The sequence below is a fragment of the Actinoplanes sp. NPDC026670 genome (assembly GCF_040638175.1).
GTDB lineage: Bacteria > Actinomycetota > Actinomycetes > Mycobacteriales > Micromonosporaceae > Actinoplanes.
This window is the reverse complement of sequence record NZ_JBEZXU010000108.1, coordinates 1-23144: the sequence shown is the minus strand read 5'-3', so window position 1 is coordinate 23144 and position 23144 is coordinate 1. Positions and strand designations below refer to the sequence as shown.

The window sequence follows — 23144 nt, the reverse complement described above, 5'->3', positions numbered from 1 at the left end:
TTCTTCGCCACCGCGGCAGTATCCACGGCGTCAGTCGTCATGGTCATCAGGTGCGTCTCCTTGATCAGGAGTTACACCGTTGTTTTTACAGTCCCAGATCGCGGCCGAGGTGGAGAACCGTGCAAGATCGGCCCGGAGGTGCGCCCGCGCGCGAGATCTGCTTGGAGGTGCGCCCGCGCGCGAGGTCGGCGTGGATGCGTGCTCATGCAAGATCGACTCTGGGGTGTGGGTTCTTGCAGGATCGGCCCAAGGGGCAGGTTGGTGGGGCTGGGGGAGCGGTCCGGGGCGGCTGGGCGGTTCCGGGGAAACTCGGTCGCGGCGCGGAGAGATGGCGGGTAGCTTCCTGGGCGCTACATCGATCGAGGAGGCTGTCATGTACACCGATTACGACGCCGAGGCGTCCTTTTGAGCCGACCAGTAAACGCCGCAGGGGGTTCCCTCTAGCGAGACGCAGGTCAAACGCGGCGACCGCAAGGTCGGCGTCGACACCGAGCTGATCGAGAAACTGGGTGGGAACGACCCGTGCCCGTGCCGCTCCGGGCGGCGGTTTCCGCCGGTGCTGCCGAGGAGGCGGCCGGTATGACGACACCAACGGGCACTACTACGTGCGGGACTGATCGATGAGATGGCGCCACCTTCCGGGGCGGCGCCATCGGCCTATCCGGGGGTCCTCGTCGAGCTCTGGCGTTCGTCGCCGGTGTCGAAGAACCTGGTCAGGTAATCGTCGGTGGACAGGGTGCTGTTGCGCATCAGCGAGAAGACCTCGGCGCCGTGGCCGGGCGCCTCGAACAGGTGGTAGGCCTGGACCAGGCCGGTGAAGGCGCACAGGTCCTCGGCGTACTCCTCGGCCTCTGTCTCGGCCAGGGCTATCGCCGTGTCGAAGTCGGGGGCCCGCCAGAGCGTCACCCGTTCCTCGTAGACCGGGTTGTCGTCCAGGTTGTCGAACTCGAAGACGCATCGAGTTGCGTACCAGTTGTCGTCGGGCACCGGGACAGCATGGCGTACCGGAATCGGTGTTGTTGCCCGGGGTCGGCCCTGTTCTGGAAGCGGGTCGACACGGCGCGGTAGTGTGCCGGAGCGCCCTCGGGTGACGACCTGTGACGGGAGCGCTCCCGGCGGTTCTACTAGGAAGGACGTTCCCATTTCTGACGTAGCGCCGGCCCGTGCGGACAGAGCCGGGACCGACACCCCGCAGGCGGTGACCCCGGCCGGCTGGAAGGCGCGCCTGCGTGCCTCGGCGATCGCCGCGTCGCCAGCGATCGGGCTGTACCTGCTGATCCGCCTGACCAGCCTCGAAGTGATGTATGTGCTGGCCAGCCACGCGCACGCGCTGGACCCGGAGCGGGACGTCTACCCGGACGGGACGATCGGCAACCAGTGGCGCGGGTTCACCTCGTTCTGGGACGCGCTCGTGTCCTGGGACGGGCGCTGGTACAGCAAGATCGCCGGTAGTGGGCTGGGCGGGCCGGTCGGCGCGGTCGACGAGGACGGGGTGCCGTACGAGCTGCGGCTGGCGTTCTTCCCGCTCTATCCGTTCCTGGCGCGCCCTCTCACGTACCTCCCCTTCATCTCGCCGGCCACCGCCTGCATGATCGTTTCCTTCGTGTCGGCCATCGCGGCCGCCTGGGGTCTCTATCTGATCGGACGGCACGTCCGCGGGCATCGGGTCGGTCTCATGCTGGTCGCGGTGTGGGCGGTGGCGCCGGCGGCGATGACGCAGAACGGCGCGTTCACCGAGTCGCTGTTCACCGCGCTGGCCGCGTGGGCGCTGTATGCGGTGCTCAAGGAACGCTGGCTGATCGCCGGCCTGCTGGCCGGGCTGAGCGGCCTCAGCCGGCCGACCGCGACCGCCCTGATCGGCACGGTCGGCCTGGCCGCCCTGGTCGCGGTCGTTCAGCGCAAAAACGGCTGGCGGCCGTACGCGGCGATCGCGCTCGCACCGGCCGGGCTGCTCGCGTATTTCGCGTTCGCCTCCGCGCGGCTGGGCAGTTTCGAGAAGTACACCAGCATTCACGACAACACGTTCGGCGCCCGTTTCGACTACGGCGAGAACACCTGGAACATGTCCACCGACATCCTCTTCGGCGTCGACGGGGACAACGCCGACAAGCCGATCCGGGTCCTGTCGCTGCTCATGATCGTCGCGTTCGTGGTGATGTTCGCGCTGCTGGTGCCGCGTGCGCCGTGGCAGCTGACGGTGTTCGCGGCGGCGATGCTGGTGCTGGCCACGCTGTCGCACACGCACATGTCGATGGCCGGCCGGCATCTGCTGCCGGCGTTCCCGGTCCTGCTGGTGCCGGCGTTCCTGCTGGCCAAGATGTCCAACCGGGATCTGTGGATCGTGCTGGGCGTGGTCTCGCTGTTGTCCGGCTGGTATGCGGGCTGGTTGCCGTTCATCTCCGGACAGGCGATCTGAGCCGATGTCGAGTCGCGCGCTGACATTCGGGGCGGTGGCCGAGACCTACGAACGGTTCCGGCCGGGCTATCCGGACGAGCTGTTCGAACTGGTCGCCGGTTATGCGGGGCGGCCGCTGAAACGAGCGCTGGAGATCGGGGCCGGCACCGGCAAGGCGACCCGGCTGTTCGCGGCCCACGGAGTCGCCGTGGTGGCCACCGAACCGGATGCCGGCATGCTCGCTGAGCTGGTCAAACACGTTCCGGCGCACGTGTCGCCGGTGCGGGCGGCGTTCGAGGACGTCCGTACCGCGGAAAGGTTTGATCTGTTCTTCGCGGCTGCTTCTCTGCACTGGACGAATCCGGACGGCCGGTGGCCCCGGGTCGCCGGATGGCTGGCGCCGGGCGGCGTCGTCGCGTCGTTCGGCGGGCCGGTCCAATTGGCCGATCCGGCGGTGGCGGAGTCGGTCCGGGCGGCGCGGGCGCCGTTTCTGGATTCCGACGAGATCCCGTCACCGGACGGCACGGCGGCGGACGAGGCGATGCAATGGCCCGGCACCGAACTGGAGCAGTCGCCGCTCTTCACCGACGTGCGGCAGCATGTGATCGGGCGTCGCCTGACGATGAGCGCCGCCGATTTCGCCGGCCATCTCGCCACCATCTCGGCCTATCTGGAACTGCCGCCCGAGATCCGGGCCGAGGTGTTCCGCCGGATCGCTGACGTCCTCCCGGAAACGGTCGAGGTGGCCGCCGACATCTTCGTTCATCTCGCCCGGCGGGTCTGATCGCTCTCCATGCCGAGGATTCCGGCCGCCTCGTCCATCGCGGCCCAGAAGGCCGCGTTGTCCGCCCATCGACTGCGGCCCATCCCTTCCAGCAGGTCGAACGCGTCGGTGACCCGGCCGGTCCGGAAATAGGTGAAGAGAGTCTGCGCGGCGCCGCTGGGAATGCCGGGGGTTGCCTTGATCGCCGCCCGCATGCTCGTCACGGCCGCCTGGTCCTGCTCGCCGAGGACGGCGTCCGGCTCGAAATAGTGGAGCGTCTCGAGCACCATGGCGATTTCCGCCGGCTCCAGCTCGGTCCACATCCCGTCGAATTCGCGCAGCCGCCGGACCGCTTCGGCATGACTGGAACCGGCGGCCACGCAAGCGGACACCGCGGCTTCGGCCGGGTCGGTGCCGGCCGCCACCAGAGCTAGGAACGCGTCGGAGGACATTCACCGACATTACCCAGGGAGCTTCCGGCGGACAGTGCCCGCAGGGCCGGGATCGACGGGGTGAACAGGTAGGCGCCGCCCTTCGGGAGCACGTAGTCGACCATGGTGGAGACGGCTCCTGGTGGTAGCGGGGCCTGCCGGGGAGTGCCGGGCCGGGTACGGCCGATGATCAGGTCGAGGCCGTTCACCGAGCCCTGCCGAGGGCGGTCGGTCAGGTTGGCCCAGCGCTGCACCAGCAGTTCGAACTGGCGGGCCAGATCGGTCTGGTAGCACAGGAACAGCAGGCCACGATCGGCGTCCGGATCCTCCTCGTACAGCGGGCCGTACGGGATGCCGCGCCGCAGGATCATCGTGGTCAGGGTGTTCTCCTGGATGCCCTGGTCGGTCTCCTGGTCACGCGGGTTCACCTTGCGGATGTGGGCCGCCAGCGGGCACCGGGCGCCGTCCGCGTCGGCCCGTGCGCCACGCACCCCGGCACCTTCGGGCACGCCGTTGTCGTACCCGAAATGGTTGAGCTCGCCCGGTCCGGGGTCGGTCTCGTCGCGGGACAGCGGCGACCCGTCCGGCCGTCGCCCGACCAGCCAGGACCGCAGCGTCGCGGGTTCGACCGACAGCGCCGACGCCATCGCCGCGGTGTCGTCGCGGAACGCCGCCACGTCCTGGGCCAGCTTGCGGTAGACCAGCAGCGACCCGTTGCGGGCCAGTTCCGGCACCGGGCGCGCGTCGGCCGGCCGGGTCGACGAGGTGCTGCTCTGCCGGGGCAGGCCGAACAGGAACTGCCCCGGCCACAGCAGCACGTCACCGGGGCGGGCGTAGGCGCGCCCGTCCGGCATCCGCGGCATCGGGTGCCGGGCGGCGAGGGGGGTGCCGGCGTCGACCAGTCCGCGCAGGCTGGGCTGGCTGATGCCGTCCCGGAATCCGAAGTGCTCGATGTCGCCGGGCAGCCGCCGCGCAGACTCCCGATGCACCAGCGTGAGACCGTGGCCGGGGTTCAGCAGCGGCGCCTCGGCCGCGTCGAGCTGGGCCTCCTCGTCGGCGGCCAGGATCACCAGGATGTCGATCTCCGAGCCGGGCGCGCCGACCTCCCAGTCCTCCTTCGCCGGATCGCGCAGGCTCCGGCGTTCGCCCATGCCGACGCCGAGGGCCTCGTCGAGGTCGGCGAGTTCCGGATGGCCGAGGGCCCGCAGGCAGCGGGCCGACAACGCGACCGCCGCCGCCACACCGTCACCGGTCACGTCCATCGTGCGGCGCAACGCCCGGTGCCGCAGCCCGGCGCGGGCCGGGGTGACCAGCGGCGTCAGCTCTCGCAGCATCGCCCGCGCGGCGCCGGCCTGCTGGTCGCCGCCGGGCAGCCGCAGGCCGACGATCCGCTGGCCGGTGTCCGGGAAGCCGGGCACGATGTGGGCCTGGATGTCGTCCAGGGCCAGCAGTGGCTCACCCATGGCGTCGGCCGTCGTGAGCGCGGCCGGGACGGTGGCGGTCACGGCAGGCTGGGCCGGGTCAGCCTGCGGCCGGCCGGGACGGTGGCGGGCATCGCGGTGAACGCCGGGGCGCTGTCGTCGGCCCCGAACGCGTCGGTCCAGCCGTCCGGGCAGCCGGAACCGGCCGCGACGATCTGGAGCAGGTCGGGGTTGCCGACCTGGGAGCAGCCGTGGCCGGTGCAGCCCTGCGGCTGGGGCGCGCCGTTGCCGGCGTCGAAGCCGATGCCGTAGAGCGCCATGGTGATCAACTCGGCGAGCTGCCCGGCCCGGGTCAGCGGCACGCCGTTGACGCGGACGTCCGCCAGCCCGAACGTGGCGCCGGCCGGTGGGGCGAACTCGGCGCGCAGGGTCAGCGGGCCACTGCCGCGTACCGGCCGCCACCAGTCGCTGACGTCCTCACCGTCCGGGCCGCTCAGCCCGGACGTGTCGATGCTGTCCAGGTAGAGGCCGATCGGGTCACGCAGGGAGACGGTGAGCCCGGCCCGGACCAGGTCGTTGACGTCGGCGCCGATGGTCGGGTCGCTGGACCGGTTGGGTTCGCCGTACTCGGCGCAGCAGATCAGCCGCCCGGCGTCGGTGACCGGTGTGCCGTCCGGGCCGGCGCGCAGGACGGTGGCGTCGGCGCCGAGGAAGATCTCCGCGGACAGCGTGTTCGACGGGTGGGTCAGGTGGACCAGGCCGTGGGTGGTGTTCCATTTGTTGTTCGGGTTGTACTCGCCGGCCTGCCGGATCACCCGCTTGCGGCCGCCGGAGCGCAGGTACACGTCGGACTGGTGGAACAGGTCCTCCTCGCGCACGTCCGGGCCGACCAGCTCGCGGTAGAGGCGCAGCAGCAGCTCACGGTCGCCGTCCACCCGGGACTCGGCGGGCACCTGGGACAGGTCGTCGACGACTGCCGCGGTGCCGGCCGCGATGAACTGCCAGTACTCGGGGCCCTCGCAGGTGAACACGAACCGGCGGACGCTCCCGGTGGCCGGGTCCCGGTCGGTGAACCATTCGCAGTACTCGTCGTGGCGGCGGAACGGGAGTTTCACCGGCTCGTCGTCGCCCTGGAACAGCTGGGCACGGAAGCGGTGGGTGCCCAGGTCGGCGGGTTCGTCGGCGGCGGCGCGGGCGGCCGCACGGTTGCCAGGATTGCTGACGGTGATCACGCGGGGGAACGCGTCCCACACGATCCGCCGCTCGGCCGGAGTGCTGGTCGGTGGCGTGCGGGCGGCGTTGAAGAACCGTCCGCGACGTGGGCCGCCGACCCGGTCCACCGCACTGTCGAGCCACGCGGAAACGACCGCTGACCAGGCCTGAAGCTGTGTCTCATCCAGATCGCCGACGTTGGCCGGCGGTGCAAGTGTCGAGCCCATGAGCCTCAATCCTGAAGGCTCCGGCGGCGTGCGACGCCAGGCGCGCCATGACCTCACCCGATGGGGGCGAAGTTATGAACCACCCGAAACGGTGATATACCCAGAGTGATCGCCGGGCTCCACCGTGCCGATCCTAAGTTGATCATCGTGAACGCTGACCGGGTTGTCGTGCACGGCGCGGGACTGGCCGGGCTGACCTGCGCGCTGCTGGCGGCCCGGGACGGCTGCGCGGTGACCCTCGTCGGCGGCGAGCCCGCCGGGCCGACGACCGAGCTGGTGCTCAACGAGGCGACCGTCGCGCTGCTCCGGGAACTGTGGGGCGACCTGGACGGATACCGGCTCGCCGGCCGCTGGGTGCGGTGGGGGACCGGCGCCACCGCGGTGCAGACGCCGTCGGCCGCGATGGTCGTCGACGAGCAGTGGCTGCTGGCCGTCCTGGCCGAACGGCTGCCACCGCGGGTGGAGCGGGCGGGCACACCGCCGCCGGCGGACTGGACGGTGCAGGCTTCGGCCCGGCCGGCCAGCAATCCGCCCGTCGGGCGGCGGGTCGCGATCACCGGGTACGCGCCGATGCTCCCCACCGGGGTGAGCCGGATGGCCACCACCGAGCGGAGCTGGGTGCACGCCGTGCCGCTCGGGGACGGGCGCGGGCTGTTGCGGGCCGTCTCACCCGTACCCCCGGATGATCCTGAAGGTTTTCTCGGTGACGAGATCGAAGCGGCCGGGCTCGGTGAATGGATCGCCGACCGGCCCGAACAGGTCGCCGTGTCGCCGGCCGCGCCGTGGCTGTCGCGGCAGCGGGCCGAGCCGGGACGCCTCCACATCGGTGGCGCCGTCCTGCGTCTCGACCCGCTCAGCGGCTCCGGCGCCGGGCATGCGCTGCGCACCGCGGTGCTGGCGACGGCCGTGATCCGCGGCGGGCGACCCGCCGCGGACCTGCTCGGTGACTATCACCGGCGGCTCGGCGCCGCCTTCCACCACCACCTCATCGGCTGTACGGCCGGCTACCGCACCGCGTTCGGCAGCCCCGAGTGGGCCGGTGAGCTGAACATCACCGCGACCGCGCTGGCCGGGCACGCGGCCCAGTTGCACAGCCAGCGCAGCGGACCGGCGTTCACCGGGCGCCGGGATGTCGCAGCAATGACATAGCGGCCTTGCCGGCGCCGTTCAACGCGGCCGTACGCGGATCGGCCGCCCGTTCCACCCGGATGCCGAGCCGGGACGCGACCGCCTCGACCAGATCCGGATGCAGAGCGCCGTCACCGACCAGCAGCAGCCCGTTCTCCGGCGGATCGACGTCCAGGCTGCCGACGTGCGCCGCGATCTGGTCGGCGAGCACCTCGATCGTCACGTCGCCGCCCAGGTCACGGGTGCCGATCTCGCTGCGGCGGGCCTCCACGACCCGGCCGTAGTCGAGCACGGCGACCTCGGTCAGCTCGGCGCCCACGTCGGCGACCAGCAGCATCCCGGCCGTCACGCCGGCGTCTATCGCGGCCGCCCGGACACTGTCTATCAGCAGCAGCCGGGACGGCTCGAACACCGCCTTCAGCAGCCGCTTGGTGGTCTCCTGGTCGTCGCCGGACGCCAGGACCGGCCGGCACGCGACCACCACGCCGCCCGATGGCACCGGCAGCGCGAACGTGCCGACCAGCTGCGACAGCATGGCCACACAACCGTCGAAGTCGACCACCCGGCCCCGGCGGATCAACGGTCCGGCGCCATCGCACCGGCCACTGACCACACCCTGCCGATCGGTCCACACACCTGCGATGTCACTGCCCAGATCGACAGCGATCGCCGAGGCCATCTTCGTCACCCAACCTGCTTCTGCTGGCACGGAACACAGAACCGCGCGTGCGGCAGAACCTCCAGCCGCTCCGCCGGGATGGCCCCCGCGCACCCCTCACACTGCCCATAGGCGCCGTCGGCGATCCGCCGCAACGCCCCGGACACCTGCTCCACGCTACGTCGGGTGGCGGCGAGCAGAGCATCCTGGGTGTGTGACTCACCGGGATCGCCGGTGTCGGCGTTCATTTCGGTGAGTTCCTTGAGCCGGGCCGTCTGCCGGTCCAACTCGTCGGTCAGTGCAGCCTGCACCACTGCGAAGCGATTGTCGATGTCGGTACTCACAGGATTTCCTCCGGACAACAAAAAAGGCCGAAGCCGGTGTGGCTTCGCCCTGGGCGGTCGTTTCTGGGAGAACGCTCCGCCGGTGGGCCGCGACCATCCGGCGCGGCCACCGGCCGGTGGGCAGCGATCACAGCCGTCACCGCAGTGACGGCAGGCGCGCACGACCTCACCGGAAGCATCCGAACACCATAGGCCGCCCTGCGCGGCCTGCCAAACGGTTACTTCGCCGGCGCCGTCCAGGACGGGTCGCGACCCAGCGTGGCCAGCAGTCTCTCCAGCGGAGTCGCCGTCCCGGCGACTATCACCGCGGGCCGGAACGGCGCTTCCGGGGCGAGCCGCCGGCCGTCGTCGGGCACCGCGAGGGCGATCGGCAGGGTGGCCGCGACCAGCTCCGGCGCGGGCTCGAACGGCACCCCGCGCGCCGCCGCCACATCCCAGGCGTGCACGACGTAGTCGACCAGGTGGAAGCTCACCGCCATCCGGGCCGGGACCGTCCGGGGGCTGATCTCCGGCATGGTGAAGTCGGCCTCCTCCGCGCCGGCGAACGCGGCCAGCACGTCGGCGGCGGCCGTCCGGTAGTCGTCGGCTGGTACCGGCCGCCACGACGCCGGGTCGGCGCCGTGGCCGGCGGCGGCCGCGGCGAATCCACGGTGCTGGGCGGTCATGTGGGCGATCAGGGCGGCCAGGTCCCAGCCGGCGCACGGGGTCGGGCGGGTCAGGTCGGCGGCGGTCACCGGGGCGATCAGGTCGACGCTGAGTGTGACGGCCCGGCGGTCGAGGTCGAGGAGCTGCGCGAAGTCAGTAAGCATGTGCCTATCATGTTCACATGCTTATCGTCTGCGCAAGCCGGTATTCTCCACGGTGTGACCAGCCGGCGGCCCGACCTCGCGGCGATGATCGGCCCGCTCGGCCGCACCCTGCTCGCCCTCGAAGCGCCCATCCTCGAGGCGCACGGCCTGGCCATGTGGGCGTATGCGGTGCTGCTCAACCTCGACGACGAACCGGTCCGCACCCAGTCCGCGCTGGCCGACGCGATCGGCGCCGACAAGACCCGGATCATCCGCATCCTCGACGACCTCACGGCCCGCGGCCTGATCGAACGCCGCCCCGACCCGGCCGACCGCCGCGTCCGGCTGCTCTCCATCACCGCGGCGGGCCGCCGCCTCCGCGACACCACCCAGGCGGCCATCCAGACGGCCGAGAACGACCTGCTGGATCGCTTGACCCCAGCCGAACGCGCCACGTTCCTGACGGCATTGCAGAAACTCCTCTAGGCGGCGGTCCAGGCCGCGAGCCGTCGCTGACCACTGGAATGCGGGCGGTTTTACCGGGCTCAGCGACGGCTCGCGGTCTTGAGGTTTGCCCACGGTGGACGGCGGATCGGGGGCTACTCCGGGTGGATGTGCTGGGCCTTGGCCCGGGCGGCGGCGATCGTGTGGTCGGCTTCGGCTCGGGCGGCGGCCAGGATGCCGTCGGCCTCGCGTTTCGCCTCGGCGCGGTGGTCGTCGGCCTGCTCCTGGGCGAGTCTCAGGATGTCCTCGACCCGGGTGCCGAGACCGGTGAGTGTGGGACGGTCCGGACGGTCCGGGGTCCGCGCGTCCTGGATCAGGTCGCCGGAGCGGGAGACCGAGCCGGCCACCAGCATGATCAGCCCCGCCGCGGCGGCTGCGATCGCGAACGGCGTCACGTCACGGCCGGCGGCTGCCCCGGCGAGCACGCCTGCGCCGCCGGCGAACAGGAACAGGCCCAAGCCCTTCATGCCGGGCATGCTAACGCCCCGGGAGAAGCGCGGACGACGGCGATGGCGGGATCTGCAATGTTCGTGTCGTTGCTGCCAAGGACGCGCGGGGACACGATTGAGGCATGCAGCGGCGGATCGTCTTCGTGGTGTTCGACGGGTTTCAGCTTCTTGATCTGGCCGGGCCCGCCGACGTGTTCGCCACCGCCACCCTGCTGGCGCGCGACGGCGGGTACCGGATCGACGTCATCGCCGAGAACGCCGGGGCGGTCGCCGCCAACACCGGGATCCGGGTCGACGCGACCATCGCGCTCGCCGACGTCGACGGGGAGATCGACACGGTGCTCGTGGTGGGCGGGCTGTCCGTTCCGGAGCATCTGGGTCATCGGGAACTGACCGCGCACCTCAGCCGGATCTCGGGGCTCGCACGGCGTACCGCATCGGTTTGTAATGGGGCCCTGCTCCTCGCCGAGGCCGGGCTTCTCGCCGGACGCCGCGCCACCACGCACTGGCTCGCGGCCGGCGAGCTGGCTCGCCGCCATCCGGACGTCACCGTCGACGCCGACCGGATCCACCAGCGGGACGGGCCGGTGTGGACGTCGGCCGGGGTGACCGCCGGAATCGACCTCGCGCTCGCGCTGGTCGCCGACGACCACGGCGCCCGGCTCACCCACGACGTGGCCCGCGGGCTCGTCGTCTACCTGCACCGGCCGGGCGGGCAGAGCCAGTTCAGCCCGGCGATGCGGGCCGCCGCCTCACCCGACGAGGCGATGCGCGGGCTACAGGCGTTCATCGACGGCAACCCGGGCGAGGACCTGAGCGTGCCCGCCCTCGCCCGGCGCGCCGGGCTCAGCGAACGGCACTTCGCCCGGATCTTCACCGAAAGAGTGGGTACGTCACCCGGGCGCTATGTGGAACGCAGCCGCGCCGACGCCGCCCGCCGGCTGCTGGAGACCACCGACCACCCCCTCGACCGGATCGCCCGGGAGACCGGCATCGGCGCCCCGGAGACCCTGTTCCGGGTGTTCCGCCGCCTCTGGCGGGTCGCGCCGGGGGAGTACCGGCGCCGGTTCACCACCACGTCCTGACAGGAGACCCCATGCACGTCGCGATTGCGCTCTATCCCCGGTTCACCGCCCTGGACGCGGTCGGGCCGTACACCGTGTTCGCGTTCGTTCCGGGCTGGACCGTCACGTTCGTCGCCGCCTCGGCCGGTCCGGTCACCGACGATGCCGGGAATCTCACCCTGCAGGCAACGGAGGCGTACGGGGACCGGCCCGCACCGGACATCGTGGTCGTTCCCGGCGGCCCCGGCACGGCCGAGGCCCTCGCCGACCGGGCGCTCGTCGACTGGATCGCCACGGCCGGCCGGCACGCCCGGTGGACGACGTCGGTGTGCAGCGGCTCGTTCCTGCTCGGTGCGGCCGGGCTCCTCGAGGGCCGCCGCGCGACCAGCCACTGGGGGTGGCTCGACCAGCTCGCCGCGTTCGGTGCGATCCCGGTCAGCGAACGTGTCGTCCGGGACGGCGACGTCGTCACCGCGGCCGGGGTGTCGGCCGGCATCGACATGGCGTTGTCGCTGCTCGGACAGGCGGCCGGCGACCGGACCGCGCAGGCGGTGCAACTCGCCATCGAGTACGACCCACAGCCCCCGTACCGGTGCGGCTCCCCGAAGAACGCCCCGGACGGTCTGCCCGAGACCGCGCTGAGCCTGATCAGGTGACCTCGCGGTGGATCACCGCGACCGTGCACGCCGAGTGCCGCAGCATGTGCTGGCTGATCGAGCCGAGCAGCAGCCCGGTGACCGCTCCACGGCCACGGCTCCCGATCACCAGCAACTGCGCGGCGGCGCTCGCCCGGGCCAGGGCCGCCGCCGGATGTTCGAGGGTGTCCTCGACCTGGATGGTCAGGCCGTGGAACCGTTCCCGCACGACCGCGACCGGCGCATCCGGGATCTCCCGTTCCGGGGCGGCCCGGATCACCTGCAACGGCACCTTCCGGGCGCTCGCCTGCTCGGCCGCGAACAGCAGCACCGGCAGGGTCAGGTCGGAGCCGTCGACACCGGCGATCACCGCGGCGTCCGGCTCCGGCACGCCCCGGGTCACCACGACCGGGCAGCGGGCGTGCGCGCTGACCGCCGAGATCACCGACCCCAGCAGCCCGGCGACGACACTGTGGCCGTGCCCGCCGAGCACGATCAGGCGGGCGTCCCGGGAACGGTCGATCAGTGCCGCGGCGGCGTGCCCGCGTACCGCCCGGGTGGTCACCTCGACCGCCGGATGCGTCTTGCGGATCGCCGCGACTGCCTGGTCGAGGGCTTCGTCTATGACGTCGGCGACCGTCCGGTCCGGCCGTAGCAGGGGCAGCGGCACCATCGGCGGCGCGGTCGCCGGCCATTCGTCGGCGTGGAACACCTCGATCGGCGCGCCGGTCCGGACCGCCTCGTCACGCGCCCAGAGCAAAGCGGCCTGCGAGTACGCCGACCCGTCATATCCGACGACGATCCTGCTCATGGCTACGGATTCCCCCTGTGTACACATTGTGCGGTCGGTCTACTGCACTCTCGGACAAATTTCGCTCTTCCGACAGGGCCTAAAGTCCCGTCCCGCGTCATTCGCCAGAGGGAACGTGCGGCGTTCGCTACCGCGTTCGGGGGACTGATGGTCCCGCTCGCGGTGCTGGTTCTGGTGCTGGGCTCGGCGCTGGTGCATGCGCTGTGGAACGTGCTGTTCGCCCGGGGCGGCCGGGGGATCGGCGTGCTCGCGGTCACCAACGTGGCCGGGTTCGTGGTGTGGGCGCCGGTCGCGCTCGGCCGGTGGCGGATCGAGGCGGCGGCGTGGCCGTACCTGCTGATCAGTTCGGCCATTCAGGTCTACTATCTGCTGGTGCTGAACCGGGCCTACGCGCGGGCGCCGGCGCACACCGTCTATCCGGTGGCCCGCGGCCTCGGGCCGGTCCTCGTGCTGGCCGCGTCCTTCGCCGGCGGCACGCGGGTGCCGGCCTGGGCGGTCGTCGCGGTCGGGCTGATCAGCGCCGGGGTGTGGCTGACCGGCACGGGCTCGGTGGACCGGCGGGTGCTGGGTGCGGCGTTCCCGGTGGCGGTGTCGCTGGCCGGGTTCCCGTTCGCGGCCGCCTACGGGCTGCGGCACGCCGATCCGGCCACCTACCTGTGGCTGTCGACCCTGCCGCTGACCGTGGGCACGCTCGCGGTCGCGCTGGTCACCGCCCGGCCCGGACTGCGTGCCGCGCTGCGCCCGGCCACGGTCGGGACCGGGGTGGGCATGGTCGCGGCGGGCGGGCTCACCATGGCGGCGCTGGCCATGGTCGAACCGTCGCAGGTGCCGGCGGTGGCCGCGCTGCGCGAGACCGGCATCCTCTTCGTGGTCCCGCTGTCCTGGCTGATCGACCGGACGTTCGCCGGGCGGGCCGCGACCGGCGCGGTGCTGGTCTTCGCCGGGGTGGCGCTGCTGGCCGTCAGCTGAGCCGCTGGTCGAGGACGCCGGTGGCCGAGGGCGAGGAGCCTAGTGATCCACGACGAAGACGGTGGCGTGGCCCGCTGCGGCGGCACGCTGGTAGAAGGCGCTGGTCTCCTTCAGGTGGTCCAGCAGATAGGTCAGACCGTGCTGGTCGATGTAGGCGCCGTACTCACCCGCATCCAGGGACCAGTACAGGGCGGCGAACCGGGACAGGTCCACGTCGTCCAGGGCGGCGGCGATCTCCCGTACCGCATCGGGGGTATTTAAACAGACGATGTAGCGGTCGCCGCGGTAGAGACGCCGGCCACCGAGGATCACCGCGTTCAGCGGGAAGGCGCCGTCCTCCCGGCCCAGACCGCCCTCGGTGAGGCAGCGGTGGATGCCGTCCCACGCCTTGTCGACCTCGCACTCGTCGGACATGTCGCCGTTGATGTCGAACTCCTCGACGACATCCATGACAGCGTCGTCATCGTCGCAGGCCAGCAACCGTTCGGCGCAGCGCTCGTCGAGGGCGAGGAAGTATCCGCGGCATCCCACGGGCGGCACTCTACCGCCGTCGACGGGTTCAGCGGACCGCGTAGTTGCGCAGCAGCCGCAGAGCGGTGGCCGCGTGCGGGCCGGTGGCCAGCAGTTTCGAGTCGGCCGGGGCGAGCCGCTGGGCGCCGACGCGGCAGAAGTCGCCGGCCGGGCCGGTGATCACGTTCTCGGCGGCCGGGTCGCCCAGCCGCCACACCGAGCCGTCCGGGGCGGTCAGGTCGCAGCGCACCGGCGCCGGGGGCAGGCCGGCCAGGCGGAACGCGTACGGCAGGGTGCTCAGCCCGAGCCAGGCGACGTGCCGCAGACGGGCCGTGTCCGGGTAGCCGACGCCGAGCGGGACGGTGATGTCCAGGGCGTGCGCCCAGTGCTCGGCCAGCCTGGTGGTGGCCAGGGTGCGCGGCTTCAACGGGGTGGCCACCCACCGGACCGGCTGCTCCGGATCCGCCGCCCGAAGGGCCGCGACCGACGCGTGCCGGGCCGTCCGCCAGCGGCCGAGGATCTCCGGGCCGTCGCCGCGCTCGGCCTCGACCAGGGCGCCCATCGCCTCGTCGACCGTGTCGCCCAGCTCGTGCCAGCGCACCGGATCGCCCTGGCCGCCGGCGGTCGCGACGACCGCCTCCTCGGTCTGCGCCAGATGCAACAGGACGTCGGCCACCGTCCAGCTGGCCGCGGCCGACGGGGTCGTCCAATCCGTCGGGCCCAGCCGGGCCAGGACCGTGTCGAGGTGATCCTGCTCGGCTTCCAGGTCGTCGAACACGTCGATGTGCGCCACCGTCGCAGCATAGAAGAATGTGCCGATGGCCGTCTTCGCTCAGATCTCGCTTGGTGTCCAGGACTGCGATCGGGCTGCGGCCTTCTGGGCCGCGGCGCTCGGTTGGGTACGGCGTGCGCCGCGCTGGCCCGGCGACGATTGGATCGTGATCGAGCCGCCGCCCGGCGAGCCCGGCGCGCCGATCGCGATGGACGAGAGCGGGTCTCCCGCGCCCGAGTTCCCCCGCATCCACCTGGACCTGCGGGCCGGTGACACCGGGCTGGACGCGGAGGTGGACCGGCTGCTCGGGCTCGGCGCGACCCGCGTCGACTGGCCGTTCTACCCGGCGCCGGGCGAGCGGCATCCGGACGAGCTGCCGTTCGTGGTCCTCGCCGACCCGGAGGGCAACCGGTTCTGCGTGGCCGCCTGACCTCAGCCCCGCAGGTCGCGGGCGGCCTTTCCGCGGTAGTAGGCCAGCACGTCGGCCAGGGCTTCGCGGACCTCCGGGTCGGGATGGCCGGCCAGGTAGGCGAGCTCCTCGGCGCCTCCCCGGCGGCGGCCGGCGAGGGCGTACAGCGCGCTGATGATCTCGTCCGAGGTGACGGCTGCCCGCAACTCGGCCATCAGCTGCGGCTTCGTCGGTCGTGGCGGGTCGTACGGGTAGCGGCCGCGGACCGCGGCCGAGCCCGGAGTGCCCGGCTGGTGGCAGGCGGGGCAGGTGCACGGGCGGCGGCCGTGCGCGTCCGGGAGGTGCCGCCAGCCGACGCCCTGCGGCAGGGCGCGGATCCGTCGTACCTCAGTGGGTCTGATCGATCTCGGCACGAAGATCTCGTAGCCGCGCGGATCGGCCAGGTCCCGCAGCAAGGCGGTGGCCGCGGCCGCGGTGAGCCGCTGCGGCTCGCGGCCGTAGCGGCCGACGGTGACCGGCTCGTCGCCGGGGATCCGCAGGTCGGCGGCGACCAGCACACCCGACTTCCATCGGCGCAGCTCCCGCACCCACTGGTGGGTGAGCGTGAAGTCGGGCAACACTGCCATCGCGTAGACGCCCCGCTCGCCGTCCCAGCCGCGGCTGCGCGCGGCGACACCACCGCGCAGCAGACGTGCGGCGTGGCGTTGCGTGGTGACATGTACGAGATTCGGCATCACCGCGCAGCGTAGGCGGCCGGGTCAGTAGCGGTACAGCAGATTTGTCACCAGGTTGCCGAGGACCGTCCCGAAGAAGATCGCCCAGCCGGTCAGGTTGCGGGAGCCGACCCGCAGGTGAGCGACCAGAGCTCCGGTGAAGTACAGGACCAGGCCGGCAGCGGCCGCGAGCCCGAGCAGCGGTACGGCGAACCCGGCCAGCAACCCCACGGTGCCCGCCGCCAGCAGCGACCCCAGCACCGGCACGTATCGGCGCGGGATCCGTTTCATGTCCGCCTGGGCTTTCGGGTACTCGTGGCCGATCAGGTAGACGACCGCGGCGCTGCCGGTGAAGAACGCGGTCACCAGCGTGACGATGACATGTGCGGTGTGCAACGTACCCTCCTCGATGGTCGATCGAAGAAGGGGACGGCCGGGCCGGCCCGAATGTGACAGGCCCGGCTATCGGCGGCCGATCAGGGTCTGCACCACCGGGCGGCCCGCGTCGGCGACCAGACGGGTCAGCAGCGTGCCGAACGGGTCGTGGCGGGTGCCGTCGGGCTGTTCGCGCAGCCGGGGGCGCACCCGCATCGGTGGCTGGCCGCTCGGCCTGAGCAGGTAGGCCGACGTCGTGCCGGTCGTCAGGCGGCCGTCGCGGATGACGTGCAGCTCCATCCGCTCCATCTCCAGCCACAGCGCGGCCCGGGCGCGGCCGTTGCGCACGTGCACGAGACCGTGCTCGTAGGCGTAGACCGACTGGCCGCCCCGGAACGGGAACAGCGTCGCCCAGCCGAGCGCGCCGACCGCCACCACCAGGGCCGGCACCGCCAGCGGGATCAGCCCCAGGTAGAACAGCGCGAACGCCACCGCGAACGAGACCACGCTCACCAGCAGCGCGATCAGCGCCGCGCGGGCCGGGTCGCCGTCGGCGCGCTGCCCGACCGGCGCGCCGAGATCGCGTGCGGTGGCGAGGGCGGTGACCTTCGCCGGGATCCGCGTCGTCTCGTCGGTGTCCATGCTGGTCAGCCCCCGCGCTCTCGCCCGTTGTCGCGTGTCGAGAGGGCATCATGCTCGTGATCTCTGTCAAAAACCTTGCAGTCCTACTTCAACGGATCCCACGACCTGGCGAACCATCGGCGCAACGATTTCGCCAGGCCGGGATGACCGGCCGCCCACACGTCGTCGAAGGCGAAGAACTGGTGGTAGCCGAACTCGTCGTCGATGTGGAAGACCGCCTGCGCCAGGTGGTCCGCCACCTCGGCGCGGCCCAGTGCCGGGCGGCGGCCGCCGAGCGGGCCGGGGATGATCTCGTGGCCCTCGACCTGGGCCATCACGTCGAGGGCGGCGCCGTGGGCCGAGCCGTGGTCGCCGTCCATGCCCGCCAGGTCGAGCTCCTGATCGTCCCAGGCGCCCCAGCGGTTCATCCGGTCGAGGGCGGCGGCGAGATCGTCGTCGGGGCCGATGCAGGCGCGCAGCAGGGTCAGCTCGGCCCGCCATTTCCGGGTAGTGCGCAGCCATCGGCCGAGGCCGGGCAGCCGGACGCCGGGTAGCCGGACCACGGTGGCCTGGGTGTCCCAGTCGACGTCGCCGATGTGCGAGAAGGCGATGGTGGTCATCGGGTCGCCGGGGTCGCCTGTGGTGGCCGGCAGTGGCCAGTCGCCGTGGACGGGGTAGGCGAGGCGGCCCGGCCGATCGGTGACCAGGACGTCGTCGAGGAAGTAGTAGGCGAGCGGCACCTCGTCGTCGTCGGTCAGGGCGCGGACGCTGTGGTCGTCGACGGTCACCTTGCCCTCGACATACAGATGCTTCTTGAGGTGCCGGCGCAGCTCGGCCATGCTCGACGGTTTCGGCAGGGATTGGCAGTCGACCTCGTCGAAGATCGTGTGCAGGCCGTAGACGTCGGCGCCCAGCTCGGCCTGGATCCAGGCGTCCGGGTCGGGGGCGGCCTCGGCCCACCCGCGGCGGAACCAGTCGAGCACGCTCGCGTCGGGCAACCGGCGGACGTGTTTGCCGAGCACGCCGTGGTACGGGGATCGATAGACGAACCAGGTCATGGCGACATCCTGCCTCCGGGGTACGACAAAACCGCCGGGGGCAAAGGTTTTCGGGGTCTAAACACTTGATACAGGAATGTGTCACCAACCTTTCATCCGCTCTGTTGATCATGAATGGACCTTGAACGGGAGGCGGGCAAAGGATGCCGAAGCGCGTATTCGTGCACATCGGGGCACCGAAGACCGGCAGCACCTATGTGCAGAACGTGCTTTTCGGCAACGCCGAGCGGCTGGAACGGGCCGGTCTGCTGGTTCCGGCCACGTTCAGCGCCCACGACCAGGCGATGACCGACCTGCGGCAGGTGCCGTGGCGTGACCCGGAGCTGTACTGGACGTGGGACCGGCTGCTGGACCGGTTCGAGCGCTGGCCCGGTGACGTCGTGCTGACCAGCGAGGGATTCGGCGCCGCCACCGCTGAGCAGGCGAAACGCGCTGTGGAGAGCCTGCGCCCGGCCGAGGTGCACATCGTCGTTGCGGCGCGTGACCTGTGGCGGACCTTCCCGTCGATGTGGCAGCAGAGCATCCGGGCCCGCAGCACCTGGCGTTTCGAGGACTTCCTCACCGCCGTCGAGGAGGGGAAGTTCGACGGGTTCTGGGACCATTACACCGCGAACCGGATGTTCCAGCGCTGGGGTGACCTGGTGCCGCCCGCGCAGCGCCACCTCGTCACCGTCCCGCAGCCGGGCGCGCCGCACGACCTGCTGTGGAACCGGTTCGCCGGCGTCCTCGGCATCCCGGCCGGGGTGTGCGAGCTCGCCGCCCCCGAGTCGAACCCGTCGCTCGGCGCGCCGGAGATCGAGGTACTGCGGCGGGTCAACGGCGCGCTCGGCGATCTCTATCCGCACCGGCTGCCCTACCAGCGGGTGGTCCACCAGCATCTGCTCCGCGCGGTGCTCCAGCGGCGCGAGAACGACATGCGGTTCGGGGTCGGCCTGGACCGCGCCGCCTGGGTCGCCGAGCTCGCCGACCAGCAGATCAAGGAGCTGCAGGACTACCCGTGCCACATCGTCGGCGACCTCGGCGAGCTGCGCCCGGGCCGGATGGGTGACTCCACCAGCCCGGACGCGCTCGACGAGAAACAGATCCTGGACGCCGCGATCCAGACCATCGTCGGCATGATCGCGCACGCCGACGCGCTGAAACAGCAGGTGCCGCCGCAGCCGGTCGGAATGATCGCCCGGGTCAGGCGCGGGGTGCGCCGCCGGTTAGTCCCGTAGCCGCCGGTACGCCCGCGCCGACAGCGGGATGAAGATCGCCGCGATCAGCAGCGGCCAGCCGAGCGCCAGCCACACCGCGTGCTCGGCCAGCACCCCGCCGGTCATGCCGGTCGGATTGCCGAACAGCTCCCGGGCCGCGGTCGCGGTCGCCGACAGCGGATTCCACGCGGCGACCGCGCCCAGCCAGGCCGGCATCGTCTCGGCCGACACGATCGCGGTCGACAGGAAACCGATCGGCCACACCAGCACCTGCACGGCCGCGGTCGCGCCACCCCCACGGAAGGTCAGGCCCACGAAGATCCCGATCCACAACATCGAAAACCTCAAGAGCAGCAGCAGGAGTACGGCCAGAGCAGCCGACCCGGGATCGGAGGTGATGCGCCACCCGATCACCAGCCCGCCCACCAGCAGCACCGCGAGTTCGGCGGCCGAGTTGGTCATGTCCGCGCCGACCCGGCCCAGCGCCGGGGACGCGCTCCCGATCGGCATCGACCGGAACCTGTCGGTGATGCCCTTGCCGGCGTCCGCGGCCATCTTGGTGGCCGTCGTCTCGACCCCGAACATCATGCTCAGCGCCATCATGCCGGGCAGCAGGAACGCGATGTAGTCGCCGCCGCCGGGCACGTTGATCGCCCCGCCGAACAGGAACCCGAACACCAGCAGCAGCATGATCGAGAACATCAGTCCGAAGATCGGGCCCCACGGCTCCCGCTTCCAGTGGGCGAGTTCCCGCCGGGTGAGGATCCAGCCCGCTCGCAGTGTGGTCATCGGCTCGGCTCCTTGCTGGTCAGCGCGAGAAACGCCTCGTCCAGGGTGGGGTGGCGCAGTTGCAGGTCCTCGACGACGATGCCGAGGTCGTCGAGGGTGCGGACTATCTGCATCAATCCGGAGGTCACCTCGATCGTGATCGTCTGGTTCTCCTCGTCGATCTCCCCGCCCAGGCGTCGCGCCGCGTCCTCGATGTCCGCGCGGACGGTGATCGTCACCCGGTCGCCGCCGACCTCACGTTTGAGTTTCTCCGGGGTGCCCTCGGCGATCACCCGCCCGTGGTCGACGACGGTGATCCCGGCCGCCAGCTGGTCCGCCTCGTCCAGATACTGCGTGGTCAGCAGGACCGTGGTGCCGCGGGCCGCGGTCTCCCGGATGCCGGCCCACACCTCGTTGCGGCCGCGCGGGTCGAGGCCGGTGGTCGGCTCGTCCAGGAACAGCACGGCCGGCGTGAGGATCAGGCCGGCCGCGATGTCGAGGCGCCGCCGCATGCCGCCGGAGTAGGTCTTCACCGCCCGGTCGGCGGCCTCGGTCAGCCCGAACGTGCCGAGCAGCTCCCCGGCGCGGGACTCGGCGTCGACCCGGTTCAGGCCGTAGAGGCGGCCGAACATCACCAGGTTCTGCCGGCCGCTGAGGATCTCGTCGACTGCGGCGTTCTGCCCGACCAGGCCGATGCTGCGGCGCACCCGGGCGGCCTGGGTGCGCACGTCGAACCCGGCGACGCTGGCCGTGCCCTCGTCGACGTCGATCAGGGTGGCCAGGGCCTTCACCGCGGTCGTCTTGCCGGCGCCGTTCGGCCCGAGCAGGCCGTGGATGACGCCGGCCGGCACGTGCAGGTCGAACCCGTCCAGCGCGGACAGGTCGCCGTATCGCTTGCGCAGTCCTTCAGCGATCAACGTGTGCACGAGCGCTCCTTAAACTCCGTATGCCTTACGGAAAATTATTGCGGGGAACACCGTACACCGCACGGGGTAGATTTGGCACATGGAGAAGCCGGATGATCTCGCCCGCACCATGACGCTGCTCTGGCGGCGCGCCCTCGGCACCCCGCAGGGCGCCCGGGGGCCGAAACAGCGGGTCAGCGTCGACGAGGTGATCCGGGCCGGGATCGCCGTCGCCGACGCCGACGGGCTGCCGGCCTTCTCCATGCGCAAGGTCGCCGACCGGCTCGGGCTCAAACTGATGTCGATCTACACGTACGTGCCGGGGCGCGACGAACTCATCGGGCTGATGGTCGACGAGGTAATCGGCGAGCTCCCGCACCCGCCGCACCGGGGCGGCTGGCGCGAGCGGCTCACCGGCGTCGCCCGCCACCAGTGGGAGGAGTACCACCGCCATCCGTGGCTGCTCCAGGTCGAGAGCAGCCGGCCGTGGATCGGCCCGAACGGCTGTGACCGGTACGAGTGGCAGCTCGCCGCCATCGAGGGTGCCGGCCTCGGCGACATCGACATGGACCAGGTCATCACCATGATCCTGGCGTTCACCGCGGGCGCCGCCCGGACGTCGGTGGTCGCGCTGCGCACCACCGAGTGGTCCGGCATCTCCGACCTCGAATGGTGGGAGGCGAACGCGCCCGTCCTGGAGAAGGTGATGCCGCCGGGTGCGTACCCGCTGTCCGGCCGGGTCGGCTCGGCCGCCGGCGAGGAGTACAACGCCGTCGGCGATCCGGATCGGACGTTCCGGTTCGGTCTGGACCGCCTACTCGACGGGGTGGCGGTGCTACTGCCCGGTCGTGATTGACTCGTGGGGCACAACCGACACGGGAGGACAATTTGATCATCATCGCCGGTGAGCTGCGGGTGGATCCGTCCGAGCGCGACCGCTATCTGACAGGCGTCGCCGACATCACCGAACAGGCCCGGTCGGCGACCGGATGCCTCGACTTCGTGCAGGCGCCCGACCCGCTCGACCCGGCCCGGATCACCGTCTACGAGCGCTGGGAGTCCGACGACGACCTGCACCGCTTCCGCGAGACCCCCGGCCCGTCCCCTGACCTGCCCGAGATCCACGCGGCTGACGTGCGCAAATACCGGATCAGCGGAGTCGAGGAGCCGTGACCGACTACGACGGGATCTACCAGTCCGGGGCCGCGCCGTGGGAGATCGGTGTGCCCCAGCCGGCCCTCGACCTCGACGTCCGTGGGCCTCGCGTGCTCGACATCGGCTGCGGCAGTGGCGAGGTCGCCCTGGAACTCGCCCGCCGCGGCCATCAGGTCACCGGCGTCGACATCTCGGCGGTCGCCGTCGAGCAGGCCCGCGCCAAGGCCGCGGCCGAGGGCCTGGCCATCGATTTCCGCGTCGGGGACGCCCGGTCACTGTCCCTGGAGCCGTTCGACGCGGTCGTCGATTCCGGTCTACTGCACAGCCTCATCCGGTACGGCGGAGCCGGCCCCTACCTCGACCTGCTGCCACAACTGACCGTTCCCGGCGGCAGCCTGACGATCCTGGCCATCTCCGCCGCGGGCGCCCAGGGCTGGGGAGTCACCGAGGACTACCTGCACGCCACCTTCACCGCCCCCACCTGGACCGACGTGACGGTGGCGCCCATCGAGGTGGTCTCGGTGACCGGCCCGCTGCCGGGCTTCCTCCTCCGCGCGCTCCGTTCCGCCCCGTGATCCTGCTGACTTCGGGCACACCTGTCCCGCCGAACTCCACAAGTCTTCCGGGGCGCTTCGCGCCTGCCCAGGGTGGGGAAACGGCTGACACCCTCCCGAGGCTCGTTGCCACGGCGCGTTGCCACGGCGCGTTGCCACGGCGCGTTCGCCGGTCGCCGGTCGCCGTTCGCCGTTCGCGGATCTTGCACGGTTCTTCACCCTCGACTTTCGTGCTTTCTGGGTTCTATGCGGCTTCCTGGGCCCAGGTGAGTCTGAGGGTGTGGAGTTCTTCGTCGGTGGGTTGAGCTG

The 23144-nt window shown here is 71.5% G+C and carries 28 protein-coding genes and 1 pseudogene; 12 read left to right on the top strand and 17 right to left on the bottom strand.

All coding sequences use genetic code 11. The annotated features are described in order from the left end of the window. Positions 1-657: 657 nt before the first annotated feature. The gene (locus AB0E94_RS50145; RefSeq protein WP_360343128.1) at positions 658-987 is read right to left on the bottom strand and encodes a hypothetical protein; all 330 of its coding nucleotides are present in this window, start codon (positions 985-987) and stop codon (positions 658-660) included. 211 nt (positions 988-1198) lie between these two features. On the opposite strand from AB0E94_RS50145, the gene AB0E94_RS50140 reads away from it, so the two are divergent. Continuing rightward, positions 1199-2416 carry a glycosyltransferase family 39 protein gene (locus AB0E94_RS50140; RefSeq protein WP_360343125.1) on the top strand — a complete coding sequence of 406 codons (1218 nt, stop codon included), beginning with the start codon at positions 1199-1201 and terminating at the stop codon, positions 2414-2416. Between the two features lie 34 nt (positions 2417-2450). Next, a complete protein-coding gene (locus AB0E94_RS50135; protein WP_360343122.1) occupies positions 2451-3179 on the top strand; it encodes a methyltransferase domain-containing protein in 729 nt (242 codons plus the stop codon). Here AB0E94_RS50135 and AB0E94_RS50130 read toward each other — a convergent pair. From AB0E94_RS50130 to AB0E94_RS50120, 3 genes are read right to left on the bottom strand one after another with little or no spacing between them, the layout of a single operon-like run. Beyond that, complete coding sequence (locus tag AB0E94_RS50130; protein WP_360343119.1) at positions 3158-3610, bottom strand: hypothetical protein; 453 nt, start codon at positions 3608-3610, stop codon at positions 3158-3160. The genes AB0E94_RS50135 and AB0E94_RS50130 overlap by 22 nt on opposite strands. Then, the gene (locus AB0E94_RS50125; protein WP_360343116.1) at positions 3589-5094 is read right to left on the bottom strand and encodes a Dyp-type peroxidase; all 1506 of its coding nucleotides are present in this window, start codon (positions 5092-5094) and stop codon (positions 3589-3591) included. Before AB0E94_RS50125 ends, AB0E94_RS50130 begins: the two co-directional genes overlap by 22 nt. Further along, entirely contained in the window at positions 5091-6449 is a 1359-nt protein-coding gene (locus AB0E94_RS50120) for a hypothetical protein (protein WP_360343113.1), read from the bottom strand. Before AB0E94_RS50120 ends, AB0E94_RS50125 begins: the two co-directional genes overlap by 4 nt. A gap of 147 nt (positions 6450-6596) precedes the next feature. Here AB0E94_RS50120 and AB0E94_RS50115 point away from each other — a divergent pair, with 147 nt between their 5' ends. Next, positions 6597-7598, top strand: coding sequence for a hypothetical protein (locus AB0E94_RS50115; protein WP_360343110.1), 1002 nt, complete (start codon positions 6597-6599; stop codon positions 7596-7598). On the opposite strand, the gene AB0E94_RS50110 is transcribed toward AB0E94_RS50115, so the two are convergent. From AB0E94_RS50110 to AB0E94_RS50100, 3 genes are all read right to left on the bottom strand, one after another. Then, the gene (locus tag AB0E94_RS50110; RefSeq protein WP_360343107.1) at positions 7564-8265 is read right to left on the bottom strand and encodes a cell shape-determining protein MreB; all 702 of its coding nucleotides are present in this window, start codon (positions 8263-8265) and stop codon (positions 7564-7566) included. The two genes, AB0E94_RS50115 and AB0E94_RS50110, sit on opposite strands and share 35 nt — an antisense overlap. Continuing rightward, the gene (locus tag AB0E94_RS50105; protein WP_360343104.1) at positions 8262-8579 is read right to left on the bottom strand and encodes a TraR/DksA family transcriptional regulator; all 318 of its coding nucleotides are present in this window, start codon (positions 8577-8579) and stop codon (positions 8262-8264) included. Before AB0E94_RS50105 ends, AB0E94_RS50110 begins: the two co-directional genes overlap by 4 nt. 218 nt (positions 8580-8797) lie before the next feature. Then, positions 8798-9388: a TIGR03086 family metal-binding protein gene (locus AB0E94_RS50100; protein ID WP_360343102.1), complete on the bottom strand. Its 591-nt coding sequence runs from the start codon at positions 9386-9388 to the stop codon at positions 8798-8800. Between the two features lie 54 nt (positions 9389-9442). Between AB0E94_RS50100 and AB0E94_RS50095 the strand changes: the two genes are divergently transcribed. Then, on the top strand, positions 9443-9853 hold the full coding sequence (locus AB0E94_RS50095; protein ID WP_360343099.1) for a MarR family transcriptional regulator: 411 nt from the start codon (positions 9443-9445) through the stop codon (positions 9851-9853). A gap of 167 nt (positions 9854-10020) precedes the next feature. Here the strand turns inward: AB0E94_RS50095 and AB0E94_RS50090 are convergent. Beyond that, positions 10021-10152: pseudogene (locus tag AB0E94_RS50090) on the bottom strand (cell division protein DivIVA); the annotation flags it as partial. Positions 10153-10442: 290 nt separating this feature from the next. Here AB0E94_RS50090 and AB0E94_RS50085 point away from each other — a divergent pair. Next, a complete protein-coding gene (locus tag AB0E94_RS50085) occupies positions 10443-11405 on the top strand; it encodes a DJ-1/PfpI family protein (protein ID WP_360343096.1) in 963 nt (320 codons plus the stop codon). Positions 11406-11416: 11 nt separating this feature from the next. Next, positions 11417-12040, top strand: coding sequence for a DJ-1/PfpI family protein (locus AB0E94_RS50080; protein ID WP_360343093.1), 624 nt, complete (start codon positions 11417-11419; stop codon positions 12038-12040). Here the strand turns inward: AB0E94_RS50080 and AB0E94_RS50075 are convergent. Then, entirely contained in the window at positions 12033-12830 is a 798-nt protein-coding gene (locus AB0E94_RS50075) for a universal stress protein (RefSeq protein WP_360343090.1), read from the bottom strand. The genes AB0E94_RS50080 and AB0E94_RS50075 overlap by 8 nt on opposite strands. A 147-nt stretch (positions 12831-12977) precedes the next feature. Between AB0E94_RS50075 and AB0E94_RS50070 the strand changes: the two genes are divergently transcribed. Beyond that, entirely contained in the window at positions 12978-13799 is an 822-nt protein-coding gene (locus tag AB0E94_RS50070) for a hypothetical protein (protein ID WP_360343087.1), read from the top strand. Between the two features lie 39 nt (positions 13800-13838). Here the strand turns inward: AB0E94_RS50070 and AB0E94_RS50065 are convergent, their stop codons facing one another. Together AB0E94_RS50065 and AB0E94_RS50060 are read right to left on the bottom strand one after the other, a co-directional pair. Next, a complete protein-coding gene (locus AB0E94_RS50065; RefSeq protein ID WP_360343084.1) occupies positions 13839-14330 on the bottom strand; it encodes a DUF1877 family protein in 492 nt (163 codons plus the stop codon). A 28-nt stretch (positions 14331-14358) separates the two neighbouring features. Beyond that, on the bottom strand, positions 14359-15102 hold the full coding sequence (locus AB0E94_RS50060) for a maleylpyruvate isomerase family mycothiol-dependent enzyme (protein ID WP_360343081.1): 744 nt from the start codon (positions 15100-15102) through the stop codon (positions 14359-14361). A 25-nt stretch (positions 15103-15127) separates the two neighbouring features. On the opposite strand from AB0E94_RS50060, the gene AB0E94_RS50055 reads away from it, so the two are divergent. Further along, on the top strand, positions 15128-15511 hold the full coding sequence (locus AB0E94_RS50055; protein ID WP_360343078.1) for a VOC family protein: 384 nt from the start codon (positions 15128-15130) through the stop codon (positions 15509-15511). 2 nt (positions 15512-15513) lie between these two features. On the opposite strand, the gene AB0E94_RS50050 is transcribed toward AB0E94_RS50055, so the two are convergent. The 4 genes from AB0E94_RS50050 to AB0E94_RS50035 form a co-directional block, all read right to left on the bottom strand. Beyond that, a complete protein-coding gene (locus AB0E94_RS50050; protein ID WP_360343075.1) occupies positions 15514-16224 on the bottom strand; it encodes a HEAT repeat domain-containing protein in 711 nt (236 codons plus the stop codon). Between the two features lie 24 nt (positions 16225-16248). Then, a complete protein-coding gene (locus AB0E94_RS50045; protein ID WP_360343072.1) occupies positions 16249-16599 on the bottom strand; it encodes a DoxX family protein in 351 nt (116 codons plus the stop codon). A 66-nt stretch (positions 16600-16665) separates the two neighbouring features. After that, positions 16666-17220 (bottom strand): hypothetical protein, encoded by a 555-nt coding sequence (locus tag AB0E94_RS50040; protein ID WP_360343069.1) that lies wholly within the window; start codon positions 17218-17220, stop codon positions 16666-16668. Positions 17221-17303: 83 nt separating this feature from the next. Then, a complete protein-coding gene (locus AB0E94_RS50035; RefSeq protein ID WP_360343066.1) occupies positions 17304-18257 on the bottom strand; it encodes a hypothetical protein in 954 nt (317 codons plus the stop codon). A 143-nt stretch (positions 18258-18400) separates the two neighbouring features. Between AB0E94_RS50035 and AB0E94_RS50030 the strand changes: the two genes are divergently transcribed. Continuing rightward, positions 18401-19474, top strand: a complete 1074-nt coding sequence (locus AB0E94_RS50030) for a hypothetical protein (RefSeq protein ID WP_360343064.1) — start codon at positions 18401-18403, stop codon at positions 19472-19474. Here AB0E94_RS50030 and AB0E94_RS50025 read toward each other — a convergent pair. Together AB0E94_RS50025 and AB0E94_RS50020 are read right to left on the bottom strand one after the other, a co-directional pair. Beyond that, the gene (locus AB0E94_RS50025; protein ID WP_360343062.1) at positions 19463-20242 is read right to left on the bottom strand and encodes an ABC transporter permease; all 780 of its coding nucleotides are present in this window, start codon (positions 20240-20242) and stop codon (positions 19463-19465) included. The genes AB0E94_RS50030 and AB0E94_RS50025 overlap by 12 nt on opposite strands. Next, the gene (locus AB0E94_RS50020; RefSeq protein ID WP_360343059.1) at positions 20239-21147 is read right to left on the bottom strand and encodes an ATP-binding cassette domain-containing protein; all 909 of its coding nucleotides are present in this window, start codon (positions 21145-21147) and stop codon (positions 20239-20241) included. Before AB0E94_RS50020 ends, AB0E94_RS50025 begins: the two co-directional genes overlap by 4 nt. 79 nt (positions 21148-21226) lie before the next feature. Here AB0E94_RS50020 and AB0E94_RS50015 point away from each other — a divergent pair, with 79 nt between their 5' ends. From AB0E94_RS50015 to AB0E94_RS50005, 3 genes are read left to right on the top strand one after another with little or no spacing between them, the layout of a single operon-like run. Next, positions 21227-21982, top strand: coding sequence for a TetR/AcrR family transcriptional regulator C-terminal domain-containing protein (locus AB0E94_RS50015; RefSeq protein WP_360343056.1), 756 nt, complete (start codon positions 21227-21229; stop codon positions 21980-21982). A 32-nt stretch (positions 21983-22014) separates the two neighbouring features. After that, the gene (locus AB0E94_RS50010) at positions 22015-22299 is read left to right on the top strand and encodes an antibiotic biosynthesis monooxygenase (RefSeq protein WP_360343053.1); all 285 of its coding nucleotides are present in this window, start codon (positions 22015-22017) and stop codon (positions 22297-22299) included. Then, the gene (locus tag AB0E94_RS50005) at positions 22296-22856 is read left to right on the top strand and encodes a class I SAM-dependent methyltransferase (protein ID WP_360343050.1); all 561 of its coding nucleotides are present in this window, start codon (positions 22296-22298) and stop codon (positions 22854-22856) included. Before AB0E94_RS50010 ends, AB0E94_RS50005 begins: the two co-directional genes overlap by 4 nt. Positions 22857-23144 lie beyond the last annotated feature (288 nt).